This is a genomic window from Streptomyces sp. TE5632, assembly GCF_054061295.1.
In genome coordinates this window covers 89377-108881 of sequence record NZ_JBSSEA010000001.1, presented here as the reverse complement: position 1 = coordinate 108881, position 19505 = coordinate 89377, and the positions used below count along the sequence as shown (strand labels likewise).

General features: G+C 72.0%; 15 protein-coding genes. 7 read left to right on the top strand and 8 right to left on the bottom strand.

The window, feature by feature from the left end; translation table 11 throughout:
• Positions 1 to 70: 70 nt before the first annotated feature.
• On the bottom strand, positions 71 to 919 hold the full coding sequence (locus tag ACVW19_RS00510) for an enoyl-CoA hydratase (RefSeq protein WP_457455468.1): 849 nt from the start codon (positions 917 to 919) through the stop codon (positions 71 to 73).
• A gap of 143 nt (positions 920 to 1062) precedes the next feature.
• Here ACVW19_RS00510 and ACVW19_RS00505 point away from each other — a divergent pair, with 143 nt between their 5' ends.
• Positions 1063 to 1848, top strand: a complete 786-nt coding sequence (locus tag ACVW19_RS00505; protein ID WP_457455466.1) for a FadR/GntR family transcriptional regulator — start codon at positions 1063 to 1065, stop codon at positions 1846 to 1848.
• A gap of 48 nt (positions 1849 to 1896) precedes the next feature.
• On the opposite strand, the gene ACVW19_RS00500 is transcribed toward ACVW19_RS00505, so the two are convergent.
• Positions 1897 to 2673: an enoyl-CoA hydratase/isomerase family protein gene (locus ACVW19_RS00500; protein WP_457455464.1), complete on the bottom strand. Its 777-nt coding sequence runs from the start codon at positions 2671 to 2673 to the stop codon at positions 1897 to 1899.
• A 383-nt stretch (positions 2674 to 3056) separates the two neighbouring features.
• Entirely contained in the window at positions 3057 to 3794 is a 738-nt protein-coding gene (locus ACVW19_RS00495; RefSeq protein ID WP_457455463.1) for a TetR family transcriptional regulator, read from the bottom strand.
• 191 nt (positions 3795 to 3985) lie between these two features.
• Between ACVW19_RS00495 and ACVW19_RS00490 the strand changes: the two genes are divergently transcribed.
• The 5 genes from ACVW19_RS00490 (at position 3986) to ACVW19_RS00470 (ending at position 11492) form a co-directional block, all read left to right on the top strand.
• Complete coding sequence (locus ACVW19_RS00490) at positions 3986 to 5137, top strand: acyl-CoA dehydrogenase (RefSeq protein ID WP_457455461.1); 1152 nt, start codon at positions 3986 to 3988, stop codon at positions 5135 to 5137.
• A gap of 73 nt (positions 5138 to 5210) precedes the next feature.
• Positions 5211 to 5999, top strand: coding sequence for an electron transfer flavoprotein subunit beta/FixA family protein (locus ACVW19_RS00485; RefSeq protein ID WP_457455459.1), 789 nt, complete (start codon positions 5211 to 5213; stop codon positions 5997 to 5999).
• Positions 6000 to 6061: 62 nt separating this feature from the next.
• A complete protein-coding gene (locus tag ACVW19_RS00480) occupies positions 6062 to 7024 on the top strand; it encodes an electron transfer flavoprotein subunit alpha/FixB family protein (protein WP_457455457.1) in 963 nt (320 codons plus the stop codon).
• Between the two features lie 314 nt (positions 7025 to 7338).
• The gene (locus ACVW19_RS00475; protein ID WP_457455455.1) at positions 7339 to 8502 is read left to right on the top strand and encodes an exonuclease SbcCD subunit D; all 1164 of its coding nucleotides are present in this window, start codon (positions 7339 to 7341) and stop codon (positions 8500 to 8502) included.
• Positions 8499 to 11492 (top strand): AAA family ATPase, encoded by a 2994-nt coding sequence (locus tag ACVW19_RS00470; RefSeq protein WP_457455453.1) that lies wholly within the window; start codon positions 8499 to 8501, stop codon positions 11490 to 11492. Before ACVW19_RS00475 ends, ACVW19_RS00470 begins: the two co-directional genes overlap by 4 nt.
• Positions 11493 to 11817: 325 nt before the next feature.
• On the opposite strand, the gene ACVW19_RS00465 is transcribed toward ACVW19_RS00470, so the two are convergent.
• Positions 11818 to 13506 (bottom strand): DUF885 domain-containing protein, encoded by a 1689-nt coding sequence (locus tag ACVW19_RS00465; protein WP_457455451.1) that lies wholly within the window; start codon positions 13504 to 13506, stop codon positions 11818 to 11820.
• A 32-nt stretch (positions 13507 to 13538) separates the two neighbouring features.
• The gene (locus ACVW19_RS00460) at positions 13539 to 14030 is read right to left on the bottom strand and encodes an Lrp/AsnC family transcriptional regulator (protein ID WP_457455449.1); all 492 of its coding nucleotides are present in this window, start codon (positions 14028 to 14030) and stop codon (positions 13539 to 13541) included.
• A 60-nt stretch (positions 14031 to 14090) separates the two neighbouring features.
• On the opposite strand from ACVW19_RS00460, the gene ACVW19_RS00455 reads away from it, so the two are divergent.
• Positions 14091 to 15317: a trans-sulfuration enzyme family protein gene (locus ACVW19_RS00455; protein WP_457455447.1), complete on the top strand. Its 1227-nt coding sequence runs from the start codon at positions 14091 to 14093 to the stop codon at positions 15315 to 15317.
• A gap of 151 nt (positions 15318 to 15468) precedes the next feature.
• Here the strand turns inward: ACVW19_RS00455 and ACVW19_RS00450 are convergent, their stop codons facing one another.
• The 3 genes from ACVW19_RS00450 to ACVW19_RS00440 form a co-directional block, all read right to left on the bottom strand.
• Entirely contained in the window at positions 15469 to 16752 is a 1284-nt protein-coding gene (locus ACVW19_RS00450; protein WP_457455445.1) for an N-acetyltransferase family protein, read from the bottom strand.
• Between the two features lie 94 nt (positions 16753 to 16846).
• Positions 16847 to 18427 carry an alkaline phosphatase D family protein gene (locus ACVW19_RS00445; RefSeq protein WP_457455443.1) on the bottom strand — a complete coding sequence of 527 codons (1581 nt, stop codon included), beginning with the start codon at positions 18425 to 18427 and terminating at the stop codon, positions 16847 to 16849.
• Positions 18428 to 18638: 211 nt separating this feature from the next.
• Positions 18639 to 19469, bottom strand: a complete 831-nt coding sequence (locus ACVW19_RS00440) for an alpha/beta fold hydrolase (RefSeq protein WP_457455441.1) — start codon at positions 19467 to 19469, stop codon at positions 18639 to 18641.
• Positions 19470 to 19505 lie beyond the last annotated feature (36 nt).

Sequence of the window (19505 nt, the reverse complement as noted above, 5' to 3'; positions counted from 1 at the left end):
GGGACCGTGCAGACGCACCTCGTCGAGCAGCGTCACGGAGCTGGTCGGTCCTCGCGCGGCAACGGTCCGTTCAGCGGGCCCTCATGGCCCGGGCGTCGAACCCGCCGAGCGCGTCGGCGCCGACCTCGGCGTTGTGGGCGTGCGCCATGTGGTGCAGACCGAAGACGGAGTCCATGCCGGCGCGCATGCCCTGGAGGTCCTCGGCCTGGTTGACTGCCTTCTTGGTCAGGGCCAGGCCGAAGGCCGGCATCTGCGCCATCCGCCCGGCGATGGCGAGAACCGTGCCCTCGAGCTGTTCGCGCGGCACAACGTGGTTCACCATGCCGAGCTCATGCGCCCGCGCGGCGGAGAACCGATCGCCGGTGAAGAGGAACTCCTTGGCTGCCCGGGGGTTCATCATCCAAGGGTGGGCGAAGTACTCCACCCCGGGGATGCCCATCCGGACCACGGGATCGGAGAAGAAGGCGTCGTCGGAGGCGACGATGAAGTCGCACGACCAGGCGAGCATCAGCCCGCCGGCGATGCAGGCCCCGTGAACCATGGCGATGACGGGCTTGGGAATCTCGCGCCAGCGTCGGCACATGCCGAGATAGACCTCGGACTCGCGGGCGTACCTCGCGTCGACGCCCTCGCGGTCGACGTGGTCCCAGTGGATGATGGCGCGACGGTCGAACGACTGGTGGGTATCGCGCCCCGGCGTGCCGATGTCGTGGCCGGCGCAGAAGTGCTGTCCGGCCCCGCGGAGGACGATGACTCGCGCCGAGTCGTCATTCACCGCCCGGGTGAACGCGTCGTCCAGGGCGTACGTCATCGCGGAGTTCTGGGCGTTGCGGTACTCGGGCCTGTTCAAGGTGATCAGCGCGACGGAGTCGCGTTGTTCGTACGTGATCGGGTCGGAGTCGGGGATAGCGTCTGCCATATGTGGACGCTAGCACGAGATCGCTAATTCGTCATGAGGAATAGAGGATGCCGGGGAGGGTTCCGTGTCAACGGCCCGAACTTGTGCTCGCGAGTGGTTTCAGTATGAGGTTGGGGCGAGACCCAGTCGGAAGGATGCGCCAGGTGAGTAGCAGGAACGGGAGTGGCTCGGCGGCGATCCCGATCGCCACAGGTGGGTCGGTCCTCAGGCCCCTCAAGGCCGCAGAGGTGGTTGCTCGCAACGTCGTGCGCGCGATCCGGGCGCAAGGGCTGCAGCCGGGAGACGGCCTGCCCTCGGAGGCCGAGATGGTGAAGCAGTACGGCGTGAGCCGCGAGTCGTTGCGGGAGGGGTTGAGACTCCTCGAGGTCCAGGGAATGATCACCATCCGCCGTGGGCCGGGTGGCGGGCCGCTCGTGGGAACCGTCGACTCCGCCAACCTGGGCCGGATGGAGGCGCTCTACTTCCATCTGGCGGGAGCGACCTACGGCGAGCTGTTCGATGCGTGGCTGTTCGCGGAGCCGACGCTCGCGCGCATGGCTGCCGCGAATCCGGACGCCGCTCTGCGTGAGTCCACGATGGCGCCCTACCTCTCGGGCGACGTCGAGGAGGAGGCGCACGACGATCTTGACATCTACGTGTCCGGGCACGAGGGGTTCCACGGTGCCGTCGCGGCGCTGACGGGGAACAAGGTCTTCCAGTTGACCTTCCGCGCCTACGGGCAGTTGGTGGCTCACCACCTCGCCACCGTCGCGGATGTGCGGACCATCCATCAGGCGCTGGCGCACGACCACGTCAAGCTGGCCCGGGTCATCGTCGACGGCGACACCAAGAAGGCGGAAACCATGATGCGCGCGCACCTGACGAACATCGCCAACCTGCACCGGGCCAATCTGGGCGACCTGCTCGAAGGCGACGTGGAGTGGCTCTAGCCTCCGCGTTTCAGTTGGGCCCCTCGCCAGGGCCTGCGCTCCTTGTCCTCACCGGTCGGTGAAGGAGGCGAGGAGCGCGATGGCCTCCTCACGCCCGACCGCCTCCCCTATCACGCGGGCCTCCTCCCGCCCCATCTGCTCGCGCGGCATGTGCCAGGCGCGCAACAGGCGCTTGGCCTGACCGAGGGCGAACGCCGGTCCGGACGCGAGCCTTTGACCGAGCTCGAGAGCCCGCTCCTGGAGAACCTCGTCGTCCACCACCTCGGTGACCAGCCCCCACAGGTGTGCTTCGGCAGCAGTGAGCGTACGGCCCGTCAGAGCCATCTCGAGGGCACGGACCTGACCGATGGCCCGCGGCAGGAGGTAGGAGGTGCCGCAGTCGGGGGTCAGACCGACCCCCGCGTAGGCCATGAGGAATTTCGTCGAGGCGGCTGAGACGATCACATCGCAGCTGAGCATCAGGGCCAGCCCGGCTCCCGCCACGGACCCCTGCACCGCGGCAACGACGGGCGTGGGCAGGGCGGCCAGGCGCTGCAGGGCTTGGTCAAGGGTCTCGGCCAGCTCCTCCAGGTAGCCCGATCGGTCTGCCGCGGCTGCCATCGCCGCCACATCCCCTCCGGCGCAGAACCGCCGGCCCTCGCCACAGATGAGCACTGCCCGCACGGCGGGATCGTCGGCCGCCCGGTCCACCGCCGCGCCCAAGGCGCGAGCAGTGGGCAGGTCCACCGCGTTCGCCCGGTTCGGCCGGGCCAGCGTGATGCGGGCCAGACCGTCCTGGCATGCGTAGCGGACGAGGTCCTCGGTCCGGTCGTGGTTCTGCGTCATCTGTGTGCTCCTTCCTGGTCGAGGGGGTGCGGACTGGGCGGGCAGTACCGCAGGGGTAGAAGTGGGGGAGAGCGCGGCCGAGGCATGGCCGCCGCCACGCATGGTCACCACGCCCGGCTCCGGGTAACGCCGGACGAGGTCCTTGGCGGGCCGGTCACCGCCAGGGGGCGACTGTGCTCGGTAAGGGCGCCCACGTCAACATCGGACTGATCGTCCCGCACGCACATGGCCCGGACGACGTCTACTGGAGGGCGAGGAGGAGGACCACGCTGCCCACCGCAAGGATCGCGCGTCCGCGCCGGACACTCGTTGCGGTCCGTGCGCATCCTATGGTGCTGAGTTCCCTATGTAAAGGAACTGAGTTTCATTCCTCGAGGTGGTGGTCAGCTCTCGTGGAGAGTGGATTCGATCTTGCGAACCACGTGCCATATCGGCGTCTTGCGCGTGGTGATCAGGACGACGACGTCGTCGCTCTCTCCGCTGTCGCCCGCGGTCGCGGCCCGGCCTTCCGGGCCCCAGGAGTTCTGCACGAACGCGAGAGCGGCGTCCATGCGCGCCGAGACGTCTCCCTGACCTCCGGAACGGAGCCATGCCCGAAGTGCGTTGTTGTGGGCAGCCACCACCGAGGCGGCGATGACATCGGCCCGCAGAGTTCCGTCGGATCGGCTCGCGAAGCGTCGACGCAAGTAGTCGGCGAGGGTGCGCTCGTATCGCCGCACCACGGACAACTCACGGTTGCGAAGCGCCGGCACGCTCTTGGTCAGGCGATACCGCTGGATGGCGAAGGTGGGATTGCCGGCGTACATCCGCATGACGAGGCGAGCGGCGTCACAGACCCGGGCCGCCGGTTCCACTTTCTCGCCGCTGCTGTCCTGGAGGAAGGTGGTCATCTCGGCCAGGCAGCCCTCATGATCGGGGAAGACCACGTCCTCCTTGGACGGGAAGTACCGGAAAAAAGAGCTGCGGCCCACGCCGGCGAGCCGGACGATGTCGTCGATCGTGGTCCGCTCGAAGCCGCGCTCGAGGAACAGTTGGAACGCCGCCGCGATCAGGGCGTCCCGCTTCGATCGCTTCACGGAGTTGCCGACGGCTGCCCTGCCGTGTCCCTGTGCCTCGTCCATGGGGGGAACATAACACCCGCTTGAGTCGATCCCGGCGGGCGCGCTCGGGTGTGCGCGATCGCAGAGAAGGGCTGGAAAGAATGGAACTCAGTGTGCATAATTTCGATACCGAGTTCCATCACTAGGTCATCGCCGGTTTCTGTACGCTCCGGCCGTTTTCACGGCTGGAGCAGAGTTGGGGCGTCCCTGTCATGAGTCAGGACTTCGACCTGTACCGCCCGTCCGAGGAGCACGACATGCTCCGCGACGCCGTCCGCTCGCTGGCCGAGGCGAAGATCGCGCCGTACGCCGCCGCGGTGGACGAGGACGCCCGCTTCCCGCAGGAGGCGCTCGACGCGCTGGTCGCGAACGACCTGCACGCCGTGCACGTGCCCGAACAGTACGGCGGCGCGGGCGCCGACGCGCTCGCCACGGTCATCGTGATCGAGGAGGTGGCCCGGGTCTGCGCGTCCTCCTCGCTCATCCCCGCCGTGAACAAGCTCGGCTCGCTGCCGGTGCTCCTCTCCGGTTCCGAGGCGCTGAAGAAGCAGTACCTGACCCCGCTCGCCCAGGGCGACGGCATGTTCTCCTACTGCCTCTCCGAGCCGGAGGCCGGCTCGGACGCGGCCGGCATGAAGACCCGGGCGGTCCGCGACGGCGACACCTACGTCCTGAACGGCGTCAAGCGCTGGATCACCAACGCCGGCGAGTCGGAGTACTACACGGTGATGGCGGTCACCGACCCCACCAAGCGCTCCAGGGGCATCTCCGCCTTCGTCGTGGAGAGGTCCGACGCGGGCGTCTCCTTCGGCGCCCCGGAGAGGAAGCTCGGCATCAAGGGCTCGCCCACCCGCGAGGTCTACCTCGACGACGTCCGCATCCCCGCCGACCGGATGATCGGCGAGGAGGGCACCGGCTTCGCCACCGCGATGCGGACCCTGGACCACACCCGCATCACCATCGCCGCCCAGGCCCTGGGCATCGCCCAGGGCGCCCTGGACTACGCCCAGGGCTACGTCAAGGAGCGCAAGCAGTTCGGCAAGCCGATCGCCGACTTCCAGGGCGTGCAGTTCATGCTCGCCGACATGGCCATGAAGATCGAGGCCGCCCGCCAGCTGACCTACGCGGCCGCGGCCAGGTCCGAGCGCGGTGATGCGGACCTCACCTTCCAGGGCGCCGCCGCCAAGTGCTTCGCCTCCGACGTCGCCATGGAGGTCACCACGGACGCCGTCCAGCTCCTCGGCGGCTACGGCTACACCCGCGACTACCCGGTGGAGCGGATGATGCGCGACGCGAAGATCACGCAGATCTACGAGGGCACCAACCAGGTCCAGCGGATCGTCATGGCCCGCAACCTGCCGTAGAGGCAAGGCGGCATGCCGGCCGCCTCTCGAGCCCGGCCCGCCGGGAATGACGCAGAAGTGAAGGAGAGATGTTGTGAGCTTGAGGATCGTTGTCACCGTGAAGTATGTGCCCGACGCCACCGGCGACCGGCACTTCGCCGATGACCTGACCGTCGACCGGGACGACGTGGACGGTCTGCTCTCCGAGCTGGACGAGTACGCGGTCGAGCAGGCGCTGCAGATCGCGGAGAACTCCGACGACGACGTGGAGATCACCGTGCTGACGGTGGGCCCGGAGGATGCCAAGGACGCGCTGCGCAAGGCGCTGTCCATGGGCGCGGACAAGGCGATCCACGTCGAGGACGACGACCTGCACGGCACCGACGCGATCGGCACCTCGCTGGTGCTGGCCAGGGCGATCGAGAAGGCCGGCTACGACCTGGTGATCTCCGGCATGGCCTCCACCGACGGCGTCATGGGGGTGGTGCCGGCGCTGCTCGCCGAGCGCCTGGGCGTGCCGCAGGTCACGCTGCTGTCGGAGGTGGCCCTCGAGGACGGCACCGTCAGGGGCCGCCGGGACGGCGACGCCGCGACCGAGCAGCTTCAGGCGTCCCTGCCGGCCATCGTGTCGGTCACCGACCAGTCGGGCGAGGCGCGCTACCCGTCGTTCAAGGGCATCATGGCGGCGAAGAAGAAGCCGGTGACCTCCTGGGACCTGTCCGACCTCGACCTCGAGGCCGACGAGGTCGGCCTGGCCGGCGCCTACACCGTGGTCGAGTCGGCGACCGAGCGCCCGGCCCGCAGCGCGGGCACGATCGTCAAGGACGAGGGCGAGGGCGGCAAGCAGCTCGCCGAGTTCCTCGCGAGCCAGAAGTTCGTCTGAGCCACGCGGCTCGAGCTCGCTTTTCGCCCCTCATCTTTCGCAAGCAGGAGAGAAGAAGTCCCATGGCTGAAGTTCTCGTCTACGTCGACCACGCCGGCGGCGCGGTCCGCAAGCCGACCCTGGAACTGCTGACGCTGGCCCGCCGGATCGGTGAGCCGGTCGCCGTCGCGCTGGGCGCCGGCGCCGCCGACACCGCCGCCGTGCTGGCCGAGCACGGCGCGGCGCGGGTCCTCACCCACGAGGCCGCCGAGTACGCCGACTACCTGGTGGTGCCGCAGGTGGACGCGCTGCAGGCCGCGGCCGCGCAGATCTCCCCGGCCGCCGTGCTGGTCTCCTCGTCCGCCGAGGGCAAGGAGATCGCCGCCCGCCTGGCGCTGCGCCTGGGCTCGGGCGTGATCACCGACGCCGTCGACCTGGAGGCCGGCGAGGCGGGTCCGGTGGCCGTGCAGTCGGTGTTCGCCGCCGCGTTCACCACCCGCTCCCGGGTCTCCCGGGGCACCCCGGTCATCACGGTCAAGCCGAACAGCGCGGCCGTGGAGCCGGCCCCGGCCGCCGGTGCGGTCGAGGCGCTGAACGTCACGTTCTCCGCGCAGGCCACCGGCACCAAGGTCGTCGCGCGGACGCCGCGGGAGTCGACGGGCCGTCCGGAGCTGACCGAGGCGGCGATCGTGGTCTCCGGTGGCCGCGGGGTGGGCGGCGCGGAGAACTTCGCGGTCATCGAGGCGCTGGCCGACTCGCTCGGCGCGGCGGTGGGTGCCTCGCGGGCCGCGGTGGACGCGGGCTGGTACCCGCACACCAGCCAGGTCGGCCAGACCGGCAAGAGTGTCTCGCCGCAGCTGTACGTGGCCGCCGGGATCTCCGGTGCGATCCAGCACCGGGCGGGCATGCAGACCTCGAAGACGATCGTGGCGGTCAACAAGGACGCCGAGGCCCCGATCTTCGACCTGGTCGACTACGGCGTGGTCGGCGACCTGTTCGACGTCGTCCCGCAGCTCACCGAGGAGATCAAGGCCCGCAAGGGCTGAATCCCCCCGGAGGGTCTGTTTTTCGAACGGCCCTGTCTCACATTCGGTGGTAGCGGAGGGTGATGCTCTCCGACCTCGCGTTCCGGTGCCCTTCAGCGTCCTCCCCCCCCACGCGCCGACGGGGGATTGCGTCGTGCGCTCATCGCCGGCGCACAGAGGGCAGGCCGCAGCGCATTTGCCCAGGGTGATTTAAGGTCAGTGATGGATCAGGGGGCGACAGGCGATAGCGTGGCGGGGGTTGACGGCGAGCCCGGGCTGGTTCGTGCTGGTTTTAGAGGCATAGTAGGGGTAAACGTGCAGGTCAGAGCGATTTCATGAAATTGCTGCACACTTCAGACTGGCACCTCGGCCGGTCGTTCCACCGGGTCGGCATGCTCGGTGCCCAGGCCGAGTTCATCGGCCACCTGGTGGCGACCGTGCGCGAGCACGCCGTCGACGCGGTGGTCGTGTCGGGAGACGTGTACGACCGTGCGGTGCCGCCGCTCGCCGCGGTGGAGCTGTTCGACGACGCCCTGCACCGCCTCGCCGAGCTCGGTGTGCCGACGGTGATGATCTCCGGGAACCACGACTCGGCCCGCCGTCTCGGCGTCGGCGCCGGACTCATCGGACGCGCGGGCATCCATCTGCGGACCGACCCCGCGGCGAGCGGCACCCCCGTGCTGCTGTCCGACGCGTACGGGGAGGTCGCCTTCTACGGGCTGCCCTATCTGGAACCGGCACTGGTGAAGGACGAGTTCGGAGTGGAGAAGGCAGGCCACGAGGCGGTGCTCGCGGCCGCCATGGACCGGGTCCGCGCCGACCTCGCCGCCCGCCCGCACGGCACCCGGTCCGTAGTCCTCGCGCATGCCTTCGTCACCGGCGGCGCACCGAGCGACAGTGAGCGGGACATCACCGTCGGCGGGGTCGCCGCCGTGCCCGCCGGAGTGTTCGACGGCGTCGACTACGTGGCGCTCGGCCATCTGCACGGCTGTCAGACCATCACCGAGCGGGTGCGCTACTCCGGCTCTCCGCTGCCGTACTCCTTCTCGGAGGCGGATCACCGCAAGAGCATGTGGCTCGTCGACCTGGCCGCCGACGGAACGGTCACCGCCGAGCGGCTCGACTGCCCGGTGCCGCGTGCCCTCGCCCGGATCCGCGGCACCCTGGAGGAACTGCTCGCCGACCCCGCCCTCGCGCGGCACCGGGAGGCGTGGGTCGAGGCCACGCTCACCGACCCGGTCCGCCCCGCCGACCCCATGGCCCGGCTCATCGAACGCTTCCCGCACACCCTGAGCCTCGTCTTCGCACCCGAACGCGCACCCGACGACCCGTCGGTGTCCTACGCCCGGCGTCTCGCCGGCCGCGACGACCAGCAGATCGCTGAGGACTTCGTCGCCCATGTGCGCGGCACCGGCCCCGACGAGCACGAGCGGGCCGTCCTGCGGGACACCGTCGACGCGGTCCGCGCCGCCGAGGCCGTGAACGAGGTGGCGCGATGAGGCTGCACCGGCTCGACGTCACCGCCTTCGGTCCCTTCGGCGGTTCACTGACCGTCGACTTCGACGAACTCTCCGCCGCAGGCCTCTTCCTGCTGCACGGCCCCACCGGCGCCGGCAAGACCTCGATACTCGACGCCGTCTGCTACGCGCTGTACGGCTCCGTCCCCGGGGCCCGGCAGAGCGGGCAGGGCATGGCGCTGCGCAGCGACCACGCCGCCCCCACCACCCGCACGGGGGTCACCCTCGAACTCACCGTCGCCGGCCGTCGGCTGGAAGTCACCCGGCAGCCGCCCTGGCAGCGCCCGAAGAAGCGCGGCACCGGCACGACCCTGGACAAGGCGCAGAGCCGGCTGCGCGAACACGACCCGGCGAGCCGGTCCTGGAAGGACCTCAGCCGCTCCCACCAGGAGATCGGCGAGGAGATCACCCAGCTCCTCGGCATGAGCCGGGAGCAGTTCTGCCAGGTCGTCCTGCTGCCCCAGGGCGACTTCGCACGTTTCCTGCGCGCCGACGCGGAGGCGCGCGGCAGACTGCTCGGCCGGCTCTTCGACACCCGCCGCTTCGCCGACATGGAGAAGCGCCTCGCCGAACGCCGCCGTGCCACCGAGTCCCGGGTACGGGACGGCGACGCCGAACTGCTCGCCGACGCGCACCGGATGCAGCAGGCCGCGGGCGGGGCCATGGAACCGGCAGACCTCGTGCCGGGCGAACCGGGGCTGGCCGAGAGCGTGCTGAGCGCGGCCGCCGTGGCCCGCAGCACCGCCCGCGAACAGCTCACCGTCGCTCACTGCCGCCTTGCCGCGGCCGAGTCCGCCCAGGCCGCCGCCGACCGGTCACTGGACGAGGTACGCGAACGGGACCGGCTGCAGCGGCGGTTCGCCGAGGCACGGCAGCGTGCGGCACGGCTGGCGGAGCGGGCCGACGCCAGGCAGGAGGCGCAGGCGCGCCTGGACCGGTCCCGGAAGGCCGAGACGGTCGCCCCCGCCCTGGAACTGCGGGAGTCCGCCGACGCCGAACACCGGCGGGCGGCCGACGCCGAGGCGCGTACCCGCGCCCTGCTCCCCTTGGCCCTCGGGGACGCGGGTGCGGCCGGGCTCGCGGCCGCTGCACGCCGGGCCACCGAGGAACTGGGCGGGCTGGAGGCGGCCCGCCGCGCCGAGCGGCGGCTCACGGAACTCCTCGGGGAACGGGCCGACCTGGACCGCCAGGAGCGTGCCGACGACGACGTGCTCGACGAGTCCGAGGCGTGGCTCACCGGCTGGGAGGAGACCCGCACCGGCCTCCAGACCCGTATCGAGTCCGCGCAGGAGGCCGCGACCCGGGCCGGTGAGCTCGCCGTGCAACGCGACCCCGCGCACAAGCGGTTGACCGCCGCCCGGCTGCGGGACCGGCTGGCCGAGGACACCAGGAACGCCGCCGAGCAGGCCCGCGCGGCCCGGGAACGGGCACTCGAGGCCAAACAGCACTGGCTCGACCTCAAGGAACAGCGGTTGACCGGCATCGCCGCCGAACTCGCCGCGGGCCTCACCGACGGCGACCCCTGCGCCGTCTGCGGGGCCACCGAACACCCCGCCCCCGCCCGCAAGGTCGTCGGCCATGTCGATCGCGAGGCGGAGGAGCGGGCCCTGGCCGCCCACCAGAGCGCCGAGGAGCACCGGGCCGACCAGGAAGGCCGCCTCGGTGCCGTACGTGAGGCACTGGCCGCCGCCGGAGCGGAGGCGGGGGATACACCGACCGCCCACATCGCCCAAGAAGTCGAGGAGTTGGAGCGGCGGTACGCGCAGGCCCGGGATGCCGCCTCCGTTCTGCACTCCGTCCGGGAACAGCTGCGACAGGCGGAACACGAGCGTGAACGACGCGTCGCCGCCCAGCGGGAGGCGGCGGTCCGGACCGCCGCCCGGGCGGGCCACCGGGAGCGGTTGGACCATGAACAGGCCGCGCTGGAGAAGGAGTTGACGCAGGCACGGGGCGACGCGGACAGTGTGGCCGCGCGCGCCGCGCAACTGGAGCGGCTCGCCGCACAGTTCACCGACGCCGCCGACGCCGCCCGCGTCGCCGACGACACCGCACAGCGGCTCAAGGAGGCCGACGGCCGGCTCGCCGACGCCGCCTTCCGGGCAGGCTTCGCCACCCCGCGGGCGGCGGCCGAGGCACTCCTCGACGCGGCCGCCCACCGCGAACTGCAGGACCGGCTGGAGGCCTGGCAGCAGGAGGAGGTCACCGTACGCGCGGTGCTCGCCGAACCGGGCACCGCGGCCGCCGCCCAGCAGCCCCCCGCCGACCTCACCGCCGCACAGCGCACCGCCGAGGAAGCGGACCGCGGAACGCGCGAGGCGGCCTCAGCACGCGATGCCGCCGCCCGCCGCTGCGCCGAACTCGACCGGCTCTCCGCGCGGGCCACCGCCTCGGCGCGCAGGCTGGCGCCGCTGCGCGAGGAGTACGACCGGGTGGCCCGCCTGGCAGGTCTCACCGCGGGCACCTCGGCCGACAACGAACGCAGGATGCGCCTGGAGTCCTACGTCCTGGCCGCCCGCCTGGAACAGGTCGCCGCCGCGGCGACCGCCCGGCTGCACCGCATGTCCTCCGGCCGCTACACCCTGGTGCACTCCGACGACCGCACCGGGCGCGGGCGCAGCGGCCTCGGACTGCATGTCGTGGACGCGTGGACCGGCCGGGAGCGGGACACCGCGACCCTCTCGGGCGGCGAGACCTTCTTCGCCTCGCTGGCCCTCGCGCTCGGACTCGCCGACGTCGTCACCGACGAGGCCGGCGGGGTCCGGCTGGACACCCTCTTCATCGACGAGGGCTTCGGCAGCCTCGACGACCAGACGCTCGACGAGGTCCTGGACGTCCTGGACTCCCTGCGGGAACGCGACCGCAGCGTGGGCATCGTCAGCCACGTCGCCGACCTGCGCCGCCGGATCCACGCCCAACTCGAAGTGGTGAAGGGCCGGTCGGGCTCGACGCTGCGGCAGCACGGCGTCACCTGAGCCGAACCCGCGGGTACCCCACCGGAGTCGGCCCTGTCACGTTTCACACATGCCGCGATACACGAAGCCGGGCACGGTGAAGCGGTCGGAACCGGACGGCGACCGTCATCCGTGTGCGCCGCGTCCCACAGCCGCCCATCAGGCGCCGCGCGCTTCCCCGGCGGGCGGTGGGGGATGCCCGACGACCCCGCCCGCCTCATCGCGTGGCTGGCCACGGACGAGGCGATTGGGGTCTCCCCTGCTCGAACGGAGTTGAGAGCTTGGGGAAGGATCACCGGTCAGGTCGTCAACTCCGAAGGGGGTTTCACGCGCTGACCGGGGCCGCCTACAGCGCCGACAGTTCGTCCACCAGGTCGTCCAGGCCCAACGAGCCCTGGGACAGCGCCGCCATGTGCCACGCCTTGGGGTCGAAGGCGTCGCCGTGCCGCTTGCGGGCGTTCTCCCGGCCGAGCAACCAGGCCCGCTCGCCGAGCTTGTAGCCGATGGCCTGGCCGGGGATCGTCAGATAGCGGGTCAGCTCGCTCTCCACGTAGTCCGCGGGACGGCTGCTGTGCGCCCCGAAGAACTCCTCGGCCAGCTCCGGCGTCCAGCGCTCGCCCGGGTGGAACGGCGAGTCCGCCGGGATCTCGAGCTCCAGGTGCATGCCGATGTCCACGATGACCCGGGCGGCCCGCATCATCTGCGCGTCCAGGTAGCCCAGCCGCTCCTCCGCGTCCGCGAGGAACCCGAGCTCGTCCATCAGCCGCTCCGCATACAGCGCCCAGCCCTCCGCGTTGGCGCTCACCATGCCCACGGAGGCCTGGTAGCGGGACAGGTCCTCGGCCACGTGTGCCCACTGCGCCAGCTGGAGGTGATGGCCCGGGACGCCCTCGTGGTACCAGGTCGACACCAGGTCGTAGACCGGGAAGCGGGTCAGTCCCATGGTCGGCAGCCAGGTGCGGCCCGGCCGTGAGAAGTCCTCCGACGGAGGCGTGTAGTACGGTGCCGCCGCGCTGCCCGGCGGGGCGATCCGTGACTCCACCTTCCTTACCCGCTCGGCGAGTTCGAAGTGGGTGCCGTCCAGGGACTCGATCGCCCGGTCCATCACGCCCTGGAGCCACTCGCGGACCTCGTCGACGCCCTCGATGTGCCGGCCGTGCTCGTCGAGGTGCGCGAGCGCCACCCACGGCGTCTCGGCGCCCGGCAGGACCTTCTCGGCCTCCTTCCTCATCTCGCCGAGCAGGCGGTGGTACTCGGCCCAGCCGTAGGCGTACGCCTCGTCCAGGTCGAGGTCTGTGCCGTTGAAGTACCGGGCCCAGCGGGCGTAGCGCTCCCGGCCCACTGTGTCGGGGGAGCCCTCGATCGTCGGCGCGTACACGTCGCGCATCCAGTCCCGCAGCTCCACCACGGCCGCGGTCGCGGTGCGGGCGGCCTCGTCCAGCTCGGCGCGCAGCGCGTCCGGTCCCGCCGAGGCGAAGTCCTCGAACCAGCCGCGGCCCTCGCCGGTGTCCGCCCATTCGGTGAGCTGCCCGACGAACGCGGCGGTCGGACGCGGAGCCGCGTACAGCTTGCGCTCCAGGCCGAGCGTGAGGGACTCCCGGTAGCCCGCCAGCGCGGCCGGCACCGCGCGCAGCCGCTCGGCGACCGCGGCCCAGTCCTCCTCGGTCTGCGTCGGTGTCACGGTGAACACCTCGCGCACCGAGTGGGCGACCGTGCCCAGGTTGCCGACCGAACGCAACCCCTCGTCGGCCTCGTACACGGCGATCTCCGCGGTGAGCCGCTCCCGCAGCAGCCGGGCGCAGCGGCGCTCGATGCCGCTGTCCGCGCCGGGCCGGGCCTCGGCCTCGTCGAGCCGGGCGAGCGTGGCCCGCTGGAGTTCCGCGAGCGCCGCCTGGCCCGCGGGCGAGAGATCGGGCAGACGACTGGAACTCTCCTGCACGCCGAGATACGTACCGGTGACCGGGTCGAGGGCGATGAGCTCGTCGACGTAGGCGTCGGCGACCTCGCGGGGCAGCGGGCTGTTGGTCTGTGACATGCGGACCATCCTGGTACGCGGCCCGCCGCCCGTCACCCTGTTTGAGCCGAGGGCGAAGACGGCAGCAGCGGGCCGCAGTCCCACTGCTGGAAGATCAGCCGGGTCTCCACGCGCGCGACCTCCCGCCGCGATGTGAACCCGTCCAGCACCAGCCGCTGCAGATCCGCCATGTCCGCGACCGCGACATGGATCAGATAGTCGTCCGGTCCGGTCAGATGAAAGACGGTCAGCGACTCCGGCAGCGCCCTGATCCGCTCCACGAACGGTCCCACCAGCTCCCGCCGGTGCGGTCTGACCTGCACCGACAGCAGTGCCTGGAGTCCCCGCCCCAGCTTGGCCGGGTCCAGTTTCAGCCGGTGCCCGAGGATCACGCCGGAGCGGCGCAGCCGGGTCACCCGGTCCAGGCAGGTCGACGGCGCGACCCCGACCTGCGCGGCGAGGTCCCGGTACGTCGTCCGGGCGTCGTTCTGCAGCAACCCCAGCAGACGCAGATCCACCGGATCCAGTACGACGGATTCAGCCATGGGCCGAACGTAACACGGAGATCGCCGCCGACAACCCCTCCTGTGTTCACCCTTCGGTCCATGGACTGGGACAAGGACGTACGCGCGGACACGCGCAGCACCACGAGAGCACTCGCCACCGAGGCCGTGCACGCCGGCCGGGACGACCTCGCCCGGCAGGGACTGCACGCCCCGCCGATCGACCTGTCCACCACCTATCCCTCGTACGACAGCCGCGGCGAGGCCGCCCGCATCGACGCCTTCGCCGCCACCGGCGCGGAACCGGACGGCCCGCCCGTCTACGGACGGCTCGGCAACCCGACCGTCGCCCGTTTCGAAACCGCCCTGGCCCGCCTGGAGGGCACCGAGGCCGCGGTCGCGTTCGCCAGCGGAATGGCCGCGCTCAGCGCCGTCCTGCTGGTGCGCGGCTCCATGGGGCTGCGCCACGTCGTCGCCGTGCGCCCCCTGTACGGGTGCAGCGACCACCTGCTGACCGCCGGGCTGCTCGGCTCCGAGGTGACGTGGACCGACCCGGCCGGGGTCGCCGACGCGCTGCGCCCGGACACCGGTCTGGTCCTGGTGGAGTCGCCGGCCAACCCGACCCTCGCCGAGGTCGATCTGCGGGCCGTCGCCCATGCCTGCGGCTCGGTGCCGCTGCTCGTCGACAACACCTTCGCCACCCCGGTCCTCCAGTGTCCGGCCGGGCACGGGGCGCGACTGGTGCTGCACAGCGCCACCAAGTACCTCGGCGGACACGGCGACGTACTGGCCGGCGTGGTGGCCTGCGACGAGGAGTTCGCGGGGCGGCTGCGGCAGATACGGTTCGCGACCGGCGGCGTGCTGCATCCGCTGGCGGGCTATCTGCTGCTGCGGGGCCTGTCGACGCTTCCGGTACGGGTCCGGGCCGCGTCGGCCAACGCCGCCGAACTCGCCCGCCGGCTCGCCGCCGATCCGCGCGTGGCCCGTGTGCACTACCCGCGCATCGGCGGGGCGATGGTCTCCTTCGAGGTGCACGGGGACCCGCACGAGGTGATCGGCGGGGTACGGCTGATCACCCCGGCGGTGAGCCTCGGCAGCGTGGACACCCTCATCCAGCACCCGGCGTCCATCAGCCACCGCATCGTCGACGCCGACGACCGCAGGGACGCGGGAGTGAGCGACCGGCTGCTGCGGCTGTCGGTCGGCCTGGAGGACGTCGACGACCTGTGGGCGGACCTGAACGAGGCGCTGGGGGAGCGGACCGGGGCACCGGAGGACGGCCGCACGAGTGGGGCGGCCGACCGGCCGGAGGCGCCGGCCCGGAACTGAGGCGCGGGCTGTGCCCCGCGCGGATGCCGAACGGCCCGGCGGACACCGTCGGACTGTTTTGCCCCGTGTCCCGTGCCCCGTGCCCCGTGCTCCGTGCCCCGAGCCCCGTGCCCCGTGCCCCGTGTCGCGGGGCCGGTGGCGCGGTGGTCCGCTACCGGCGGCCGGTCCGTGAGCCGTGCTCCCGCTCCTCCTGCGCGTGGCGGGCCCGTGCCGGGTCCAGGCGCGCGGTGACGACGAGGGTGCTCTCCTCGACCTGGTAGTCGAGGGGCAGGCCCAGCCCGCGCATCGCGGCGACCATCCCGGTGTTGGACGCCTGCGTCACGGCGTAGACGTGGCCGCACCCCGCCTCGGTGGCCATCGACACCAGCCGGGCCAGGAGCTCGGTGCCGATGCCCCGGCGCTGCCAGGCGTCCTCGACGAGCAGTGCCACCTCGGTCTCGTCGCCGTCCCACAGCAGATGACCGAGGCCGACGATGCGGCCGGAGGCGGTCCGTACGGCGAGCGTACGGCCGAAGCGGGGGCCGAGCAGGTGATTCAGGTAGCGGTCCGCGTCGCCGACCGGTCCGTGGTACCGCCGGCGCAGGGTCTCGGGCGAGCACCGCTCGTGCATCGCCCGCGCGGCCTCCAGGTCGCCGGTGTCCGCCCGGCCCACGGTGATGTCGCTGCCCTCGGGCAGGGTGAGGACGTCCTGGCCGCGCGGGACCCGGGGGCCGAGCCGGGCGTCCAGTTCCACCAGGGCCCGTGCTCGGGCGAACTCGGTGGGCGTGAAGGGCGGATGCGGCCGCTCCACGGTGAGCACGCCGCCCTCCGGGGCGCGCAGCCGCATCACGGTGTCCTCCAGGGTCCCCTCCACCGGGACGCCCTCCGGCGCCGGCCGCCCGCCGCCCGGGGCGGCGGGCAGTGAACGGATCGTGCACCGCCCCAGCAACTGCCTTATTGCCAAAGGAAGTTCCGCGCCGTCCAGGGCCGTGCGTGCGGCGAGTTCCAGCACCCGGGTCGGGGCGTCCACCAGATCGTGGGCGTCGGCCCGCTCAATCCAGGTGTCCGCGCCCCCGGCGCCCGTCACCGCCGTCGTGAGGCCGGTGGCGGTCAGGTCGGCCGGGGCACGCAGCAGGAACTCGTCGACCGTGGCCTCGCCCAGCGGGTGCGTCTGCAGGCTCAGGATGTCGACCCGGTGCTCGGCCAGCGCCGTGCACAGTGCGGCCAGCGCGCCCGGCGCGTCCCGTACCGTCGTCCGCATCCGCCACAGGGTGCTCTCCGGCGGCCGGCTTTCCGCGGCCCCGTCGGTATCGGGTGCGGGCGGTGCGTGACCGTGGCGGCGTGCCCACCAACTGTGGAACGCCGCCGTGAAGCGCGTGGTCGGTCCTCCCTCCGGCTGTCCCTGCGCGGGACGGCCGTGCCGGGTGTGCGTCACATCGGACATGTCTCGGCTCATGCGACCACTGTGAAGGAATCGTGTTTCGTGGCCGCCAACACGCCATGACTGACGAGTAAAGAGTTCTCATGGGGCTTATAGCCCGTTTATCGCTTCACTGGCCGACCAGTCCCGGCCGCAGTCGCTTGGTGTGGAGCACGGTGCCGTCCTGCTCCCGCAGCCGTACGGTCAGTTCTCCGCTGCCGCCGTCGATGTCGACCTCGCCGAAGAACTGGTACCCGCCGGCGGGCGAGACGTTCGACGAGGTCGGCGCCTTCACGAACACCCGCTCCGGGCCGAAGGTGCCGTCGAGAGCGCTCGCCGGGAAGGCACCCGCGTTGAGCGGGCCGGAGGCGAACTCCCAGAACGGCTCGAAATCGTCGAACGCGGCTCGTGCGGGCTGGTAGTGCTGGGCAGAGGTGTGGTGCACGTCGGCCGTCAGCCACACCGTGCCGGTGATCCGCCGGTGCTTGATGAACCGCAGCAGCTCCGCGATCTGCAGCTCGCGCCCCAGTGGAGCCCCCGGGTCGCCCTGGGCCACCGCCTCGACGTGCTGCTCGCCCTCGGTGGTGTCGGACACGATCAGGCCGAGCGGCATGTCCGCGGCGATCACCTTCCACACCGCCCGCGACCGCGCCAGTTCCCGCTTGAGCCATTGCAACTGCTCGCGCCCGAGGATGCCCTGCGGGTCCACGGTCTGGTCGCCGGGGGAGTTGGCGTTGCGGTACGTCCGCATGTCCAGCACGAACACGTCCAGCAGCGGCCCCTGCCGCAGCACCCGGTACACCCGTCCCTCGCGGGCGCCCGGTCGCGGCGTGGACATCGGGAAGTACTCACCGAACGCGCGGCGCGCCCGTGCCGCCAGTACGTCGACGCTCTTCTCCGTGTAGCGGGTGTCCGTGATCCGCTGGCCCGGGTACCAGTTGTTGCGCACCTCGTGGTCGTCCCACTGCACGACGGACGGGACCTGGGCGTTGAACCGGCGGAAGTGCTCGTCGAGCAGGTTGTGGCGGAAGTTGCCGCGGAACTCGGCCAGGGTCTCGGCGACCTTGGACTTCTCCTCCGTGGTGATGTTCCGCCAGATGCTGCCGTCCGGCAGCACCGCGGTCGCCGGGATCGGCCCGTCGGCGTAGACGGTGTCGCCGCTGAACAGGAAGAAGTCGGGGTCGAGCCGGGCCATCGACTCGAAGATCCGGTAGCCGCCGAAGTCGGGGTTGATGCCCCAGCCCTGGCCCGCCAGGTCGCCCGACCACAGGAACCGCACGCCGTCGCGCCGCCGCGCGGGCGCCGTCCTGAACGTACCGGTGACCGGCTCGCCGAAGCGGCGCGGGTCGTCGGGGTCGGCGAGCCGCACCCGGTAGTGGATCTGCTCGCCGGCCGGCAGTCCGCGCAGCCGGACTGTCCCGGTGAAGTCCGTGCCGGGTCCGAGCAGCGGGCCGTGCAGGCGGCGCGGGTGCCGGAACGACTCGGTCGCCGACGTCTCGACGATCATCCGGGCCGGGCGGTCGGAGCGCACCCACACCAGCCCGGAGTCGCGCGTCACGTCGCCGGTCTGCACGCCCCACTTCGCCTCCGGGCGCCCGGACCGGGCGAACGCGGGCGCCGCCCCGACGGCGGCGGGCAGGGCCAGGGCGGCCGGGGCCGCGAGCGAGCCGCGCAGAACGGCGCGGCGGCCGGGGAGCGAGGGAGGGGACATGGATGCGCCTCCAGGGGAAGGGAGTTCCGGCCGGTGTGCGCTGCCACACGTACTCGTGCGGCGCGGCTCGCACGCAAACCCCAAGTGAACAACTCACCGCCGCACCGCGCGGGTCGACGCACCGTCAGCACCGCGTCCCGGCACATCCCGTCACCTCACCGCCCCGGTCCGCCCGGCGCGGGGCCGGGCCGGGCGGACAGCGCCGCGCCGTTCAGCGGCTGCCGTCGAGGAGGACGCGGGCGACCAGTGCCGGGTCGTCGTTCATGGGGACGTGACCGCAGCCGGGCAGCCGGATCAGCCGCGCCCGGGGGATCACCCGCTTGGCGCGGACCCCCTGACGGGGGATGAGCAGCCGGTCGCGGGCACCCCAGGCGACGGTGACCGGGACGCCGGGCACGTCGTCGGTGAACCGCACCGCGGTGCCCGCCCGGAGCGTCTCGGTGAAGCCGGTGGCACCGGCCAGCGCGAGCGTCTCGGCGACCACCGCCTCGGGCGAACGGCGTCCCGGGCGGGCGTAGATGGTGCTGGTCAGCGCCGCTCGCCCGGCCGTCGAGCGGGCGAGCCGCTCGACCAGCGGCAGCGGCATCCGCTCCGCGACGCGCCGCATCCCGATCAGTACGCCGAAGGCGTAGCGCCGCTCGGCCTGCGTCCAGAACCCGGCGGGGGACAGCGCGGTGACGGACCGTACGAGGTTCTGGCGGCCGAGCTCCAGCGCCAGAAGTCCGCCGAGCGAGTTGCCCGCGACATGCGGCCGGTCGAGCCCCAGCTCCTCGCACAGGGCGCCCAGGGCGCCGTTGATGGTGGGCAGGTCGTGGGTGAGGCCGTCCGGCAGCGCCGGGGAGGCGCCGAAGCCGGGCAGGTCCACGGCGATCACCTCGCGCTCGGTGGCGAGGATGTCCACGACCGGGTCCCAGGCCTGACGGTGGTGACCGATGCCGTGCAGCAGGAGCAGCGGTTCGCCGCGGCCCACGCGCGCGTAGGACAGGGTCACGGTCTGCGGGCCGTGCGGAGAGGTGACCTCGAACGAGACGGTCGCGGACATGAAGGTGCTCCTCGTCTGGGACTCGCGGTGGGACGC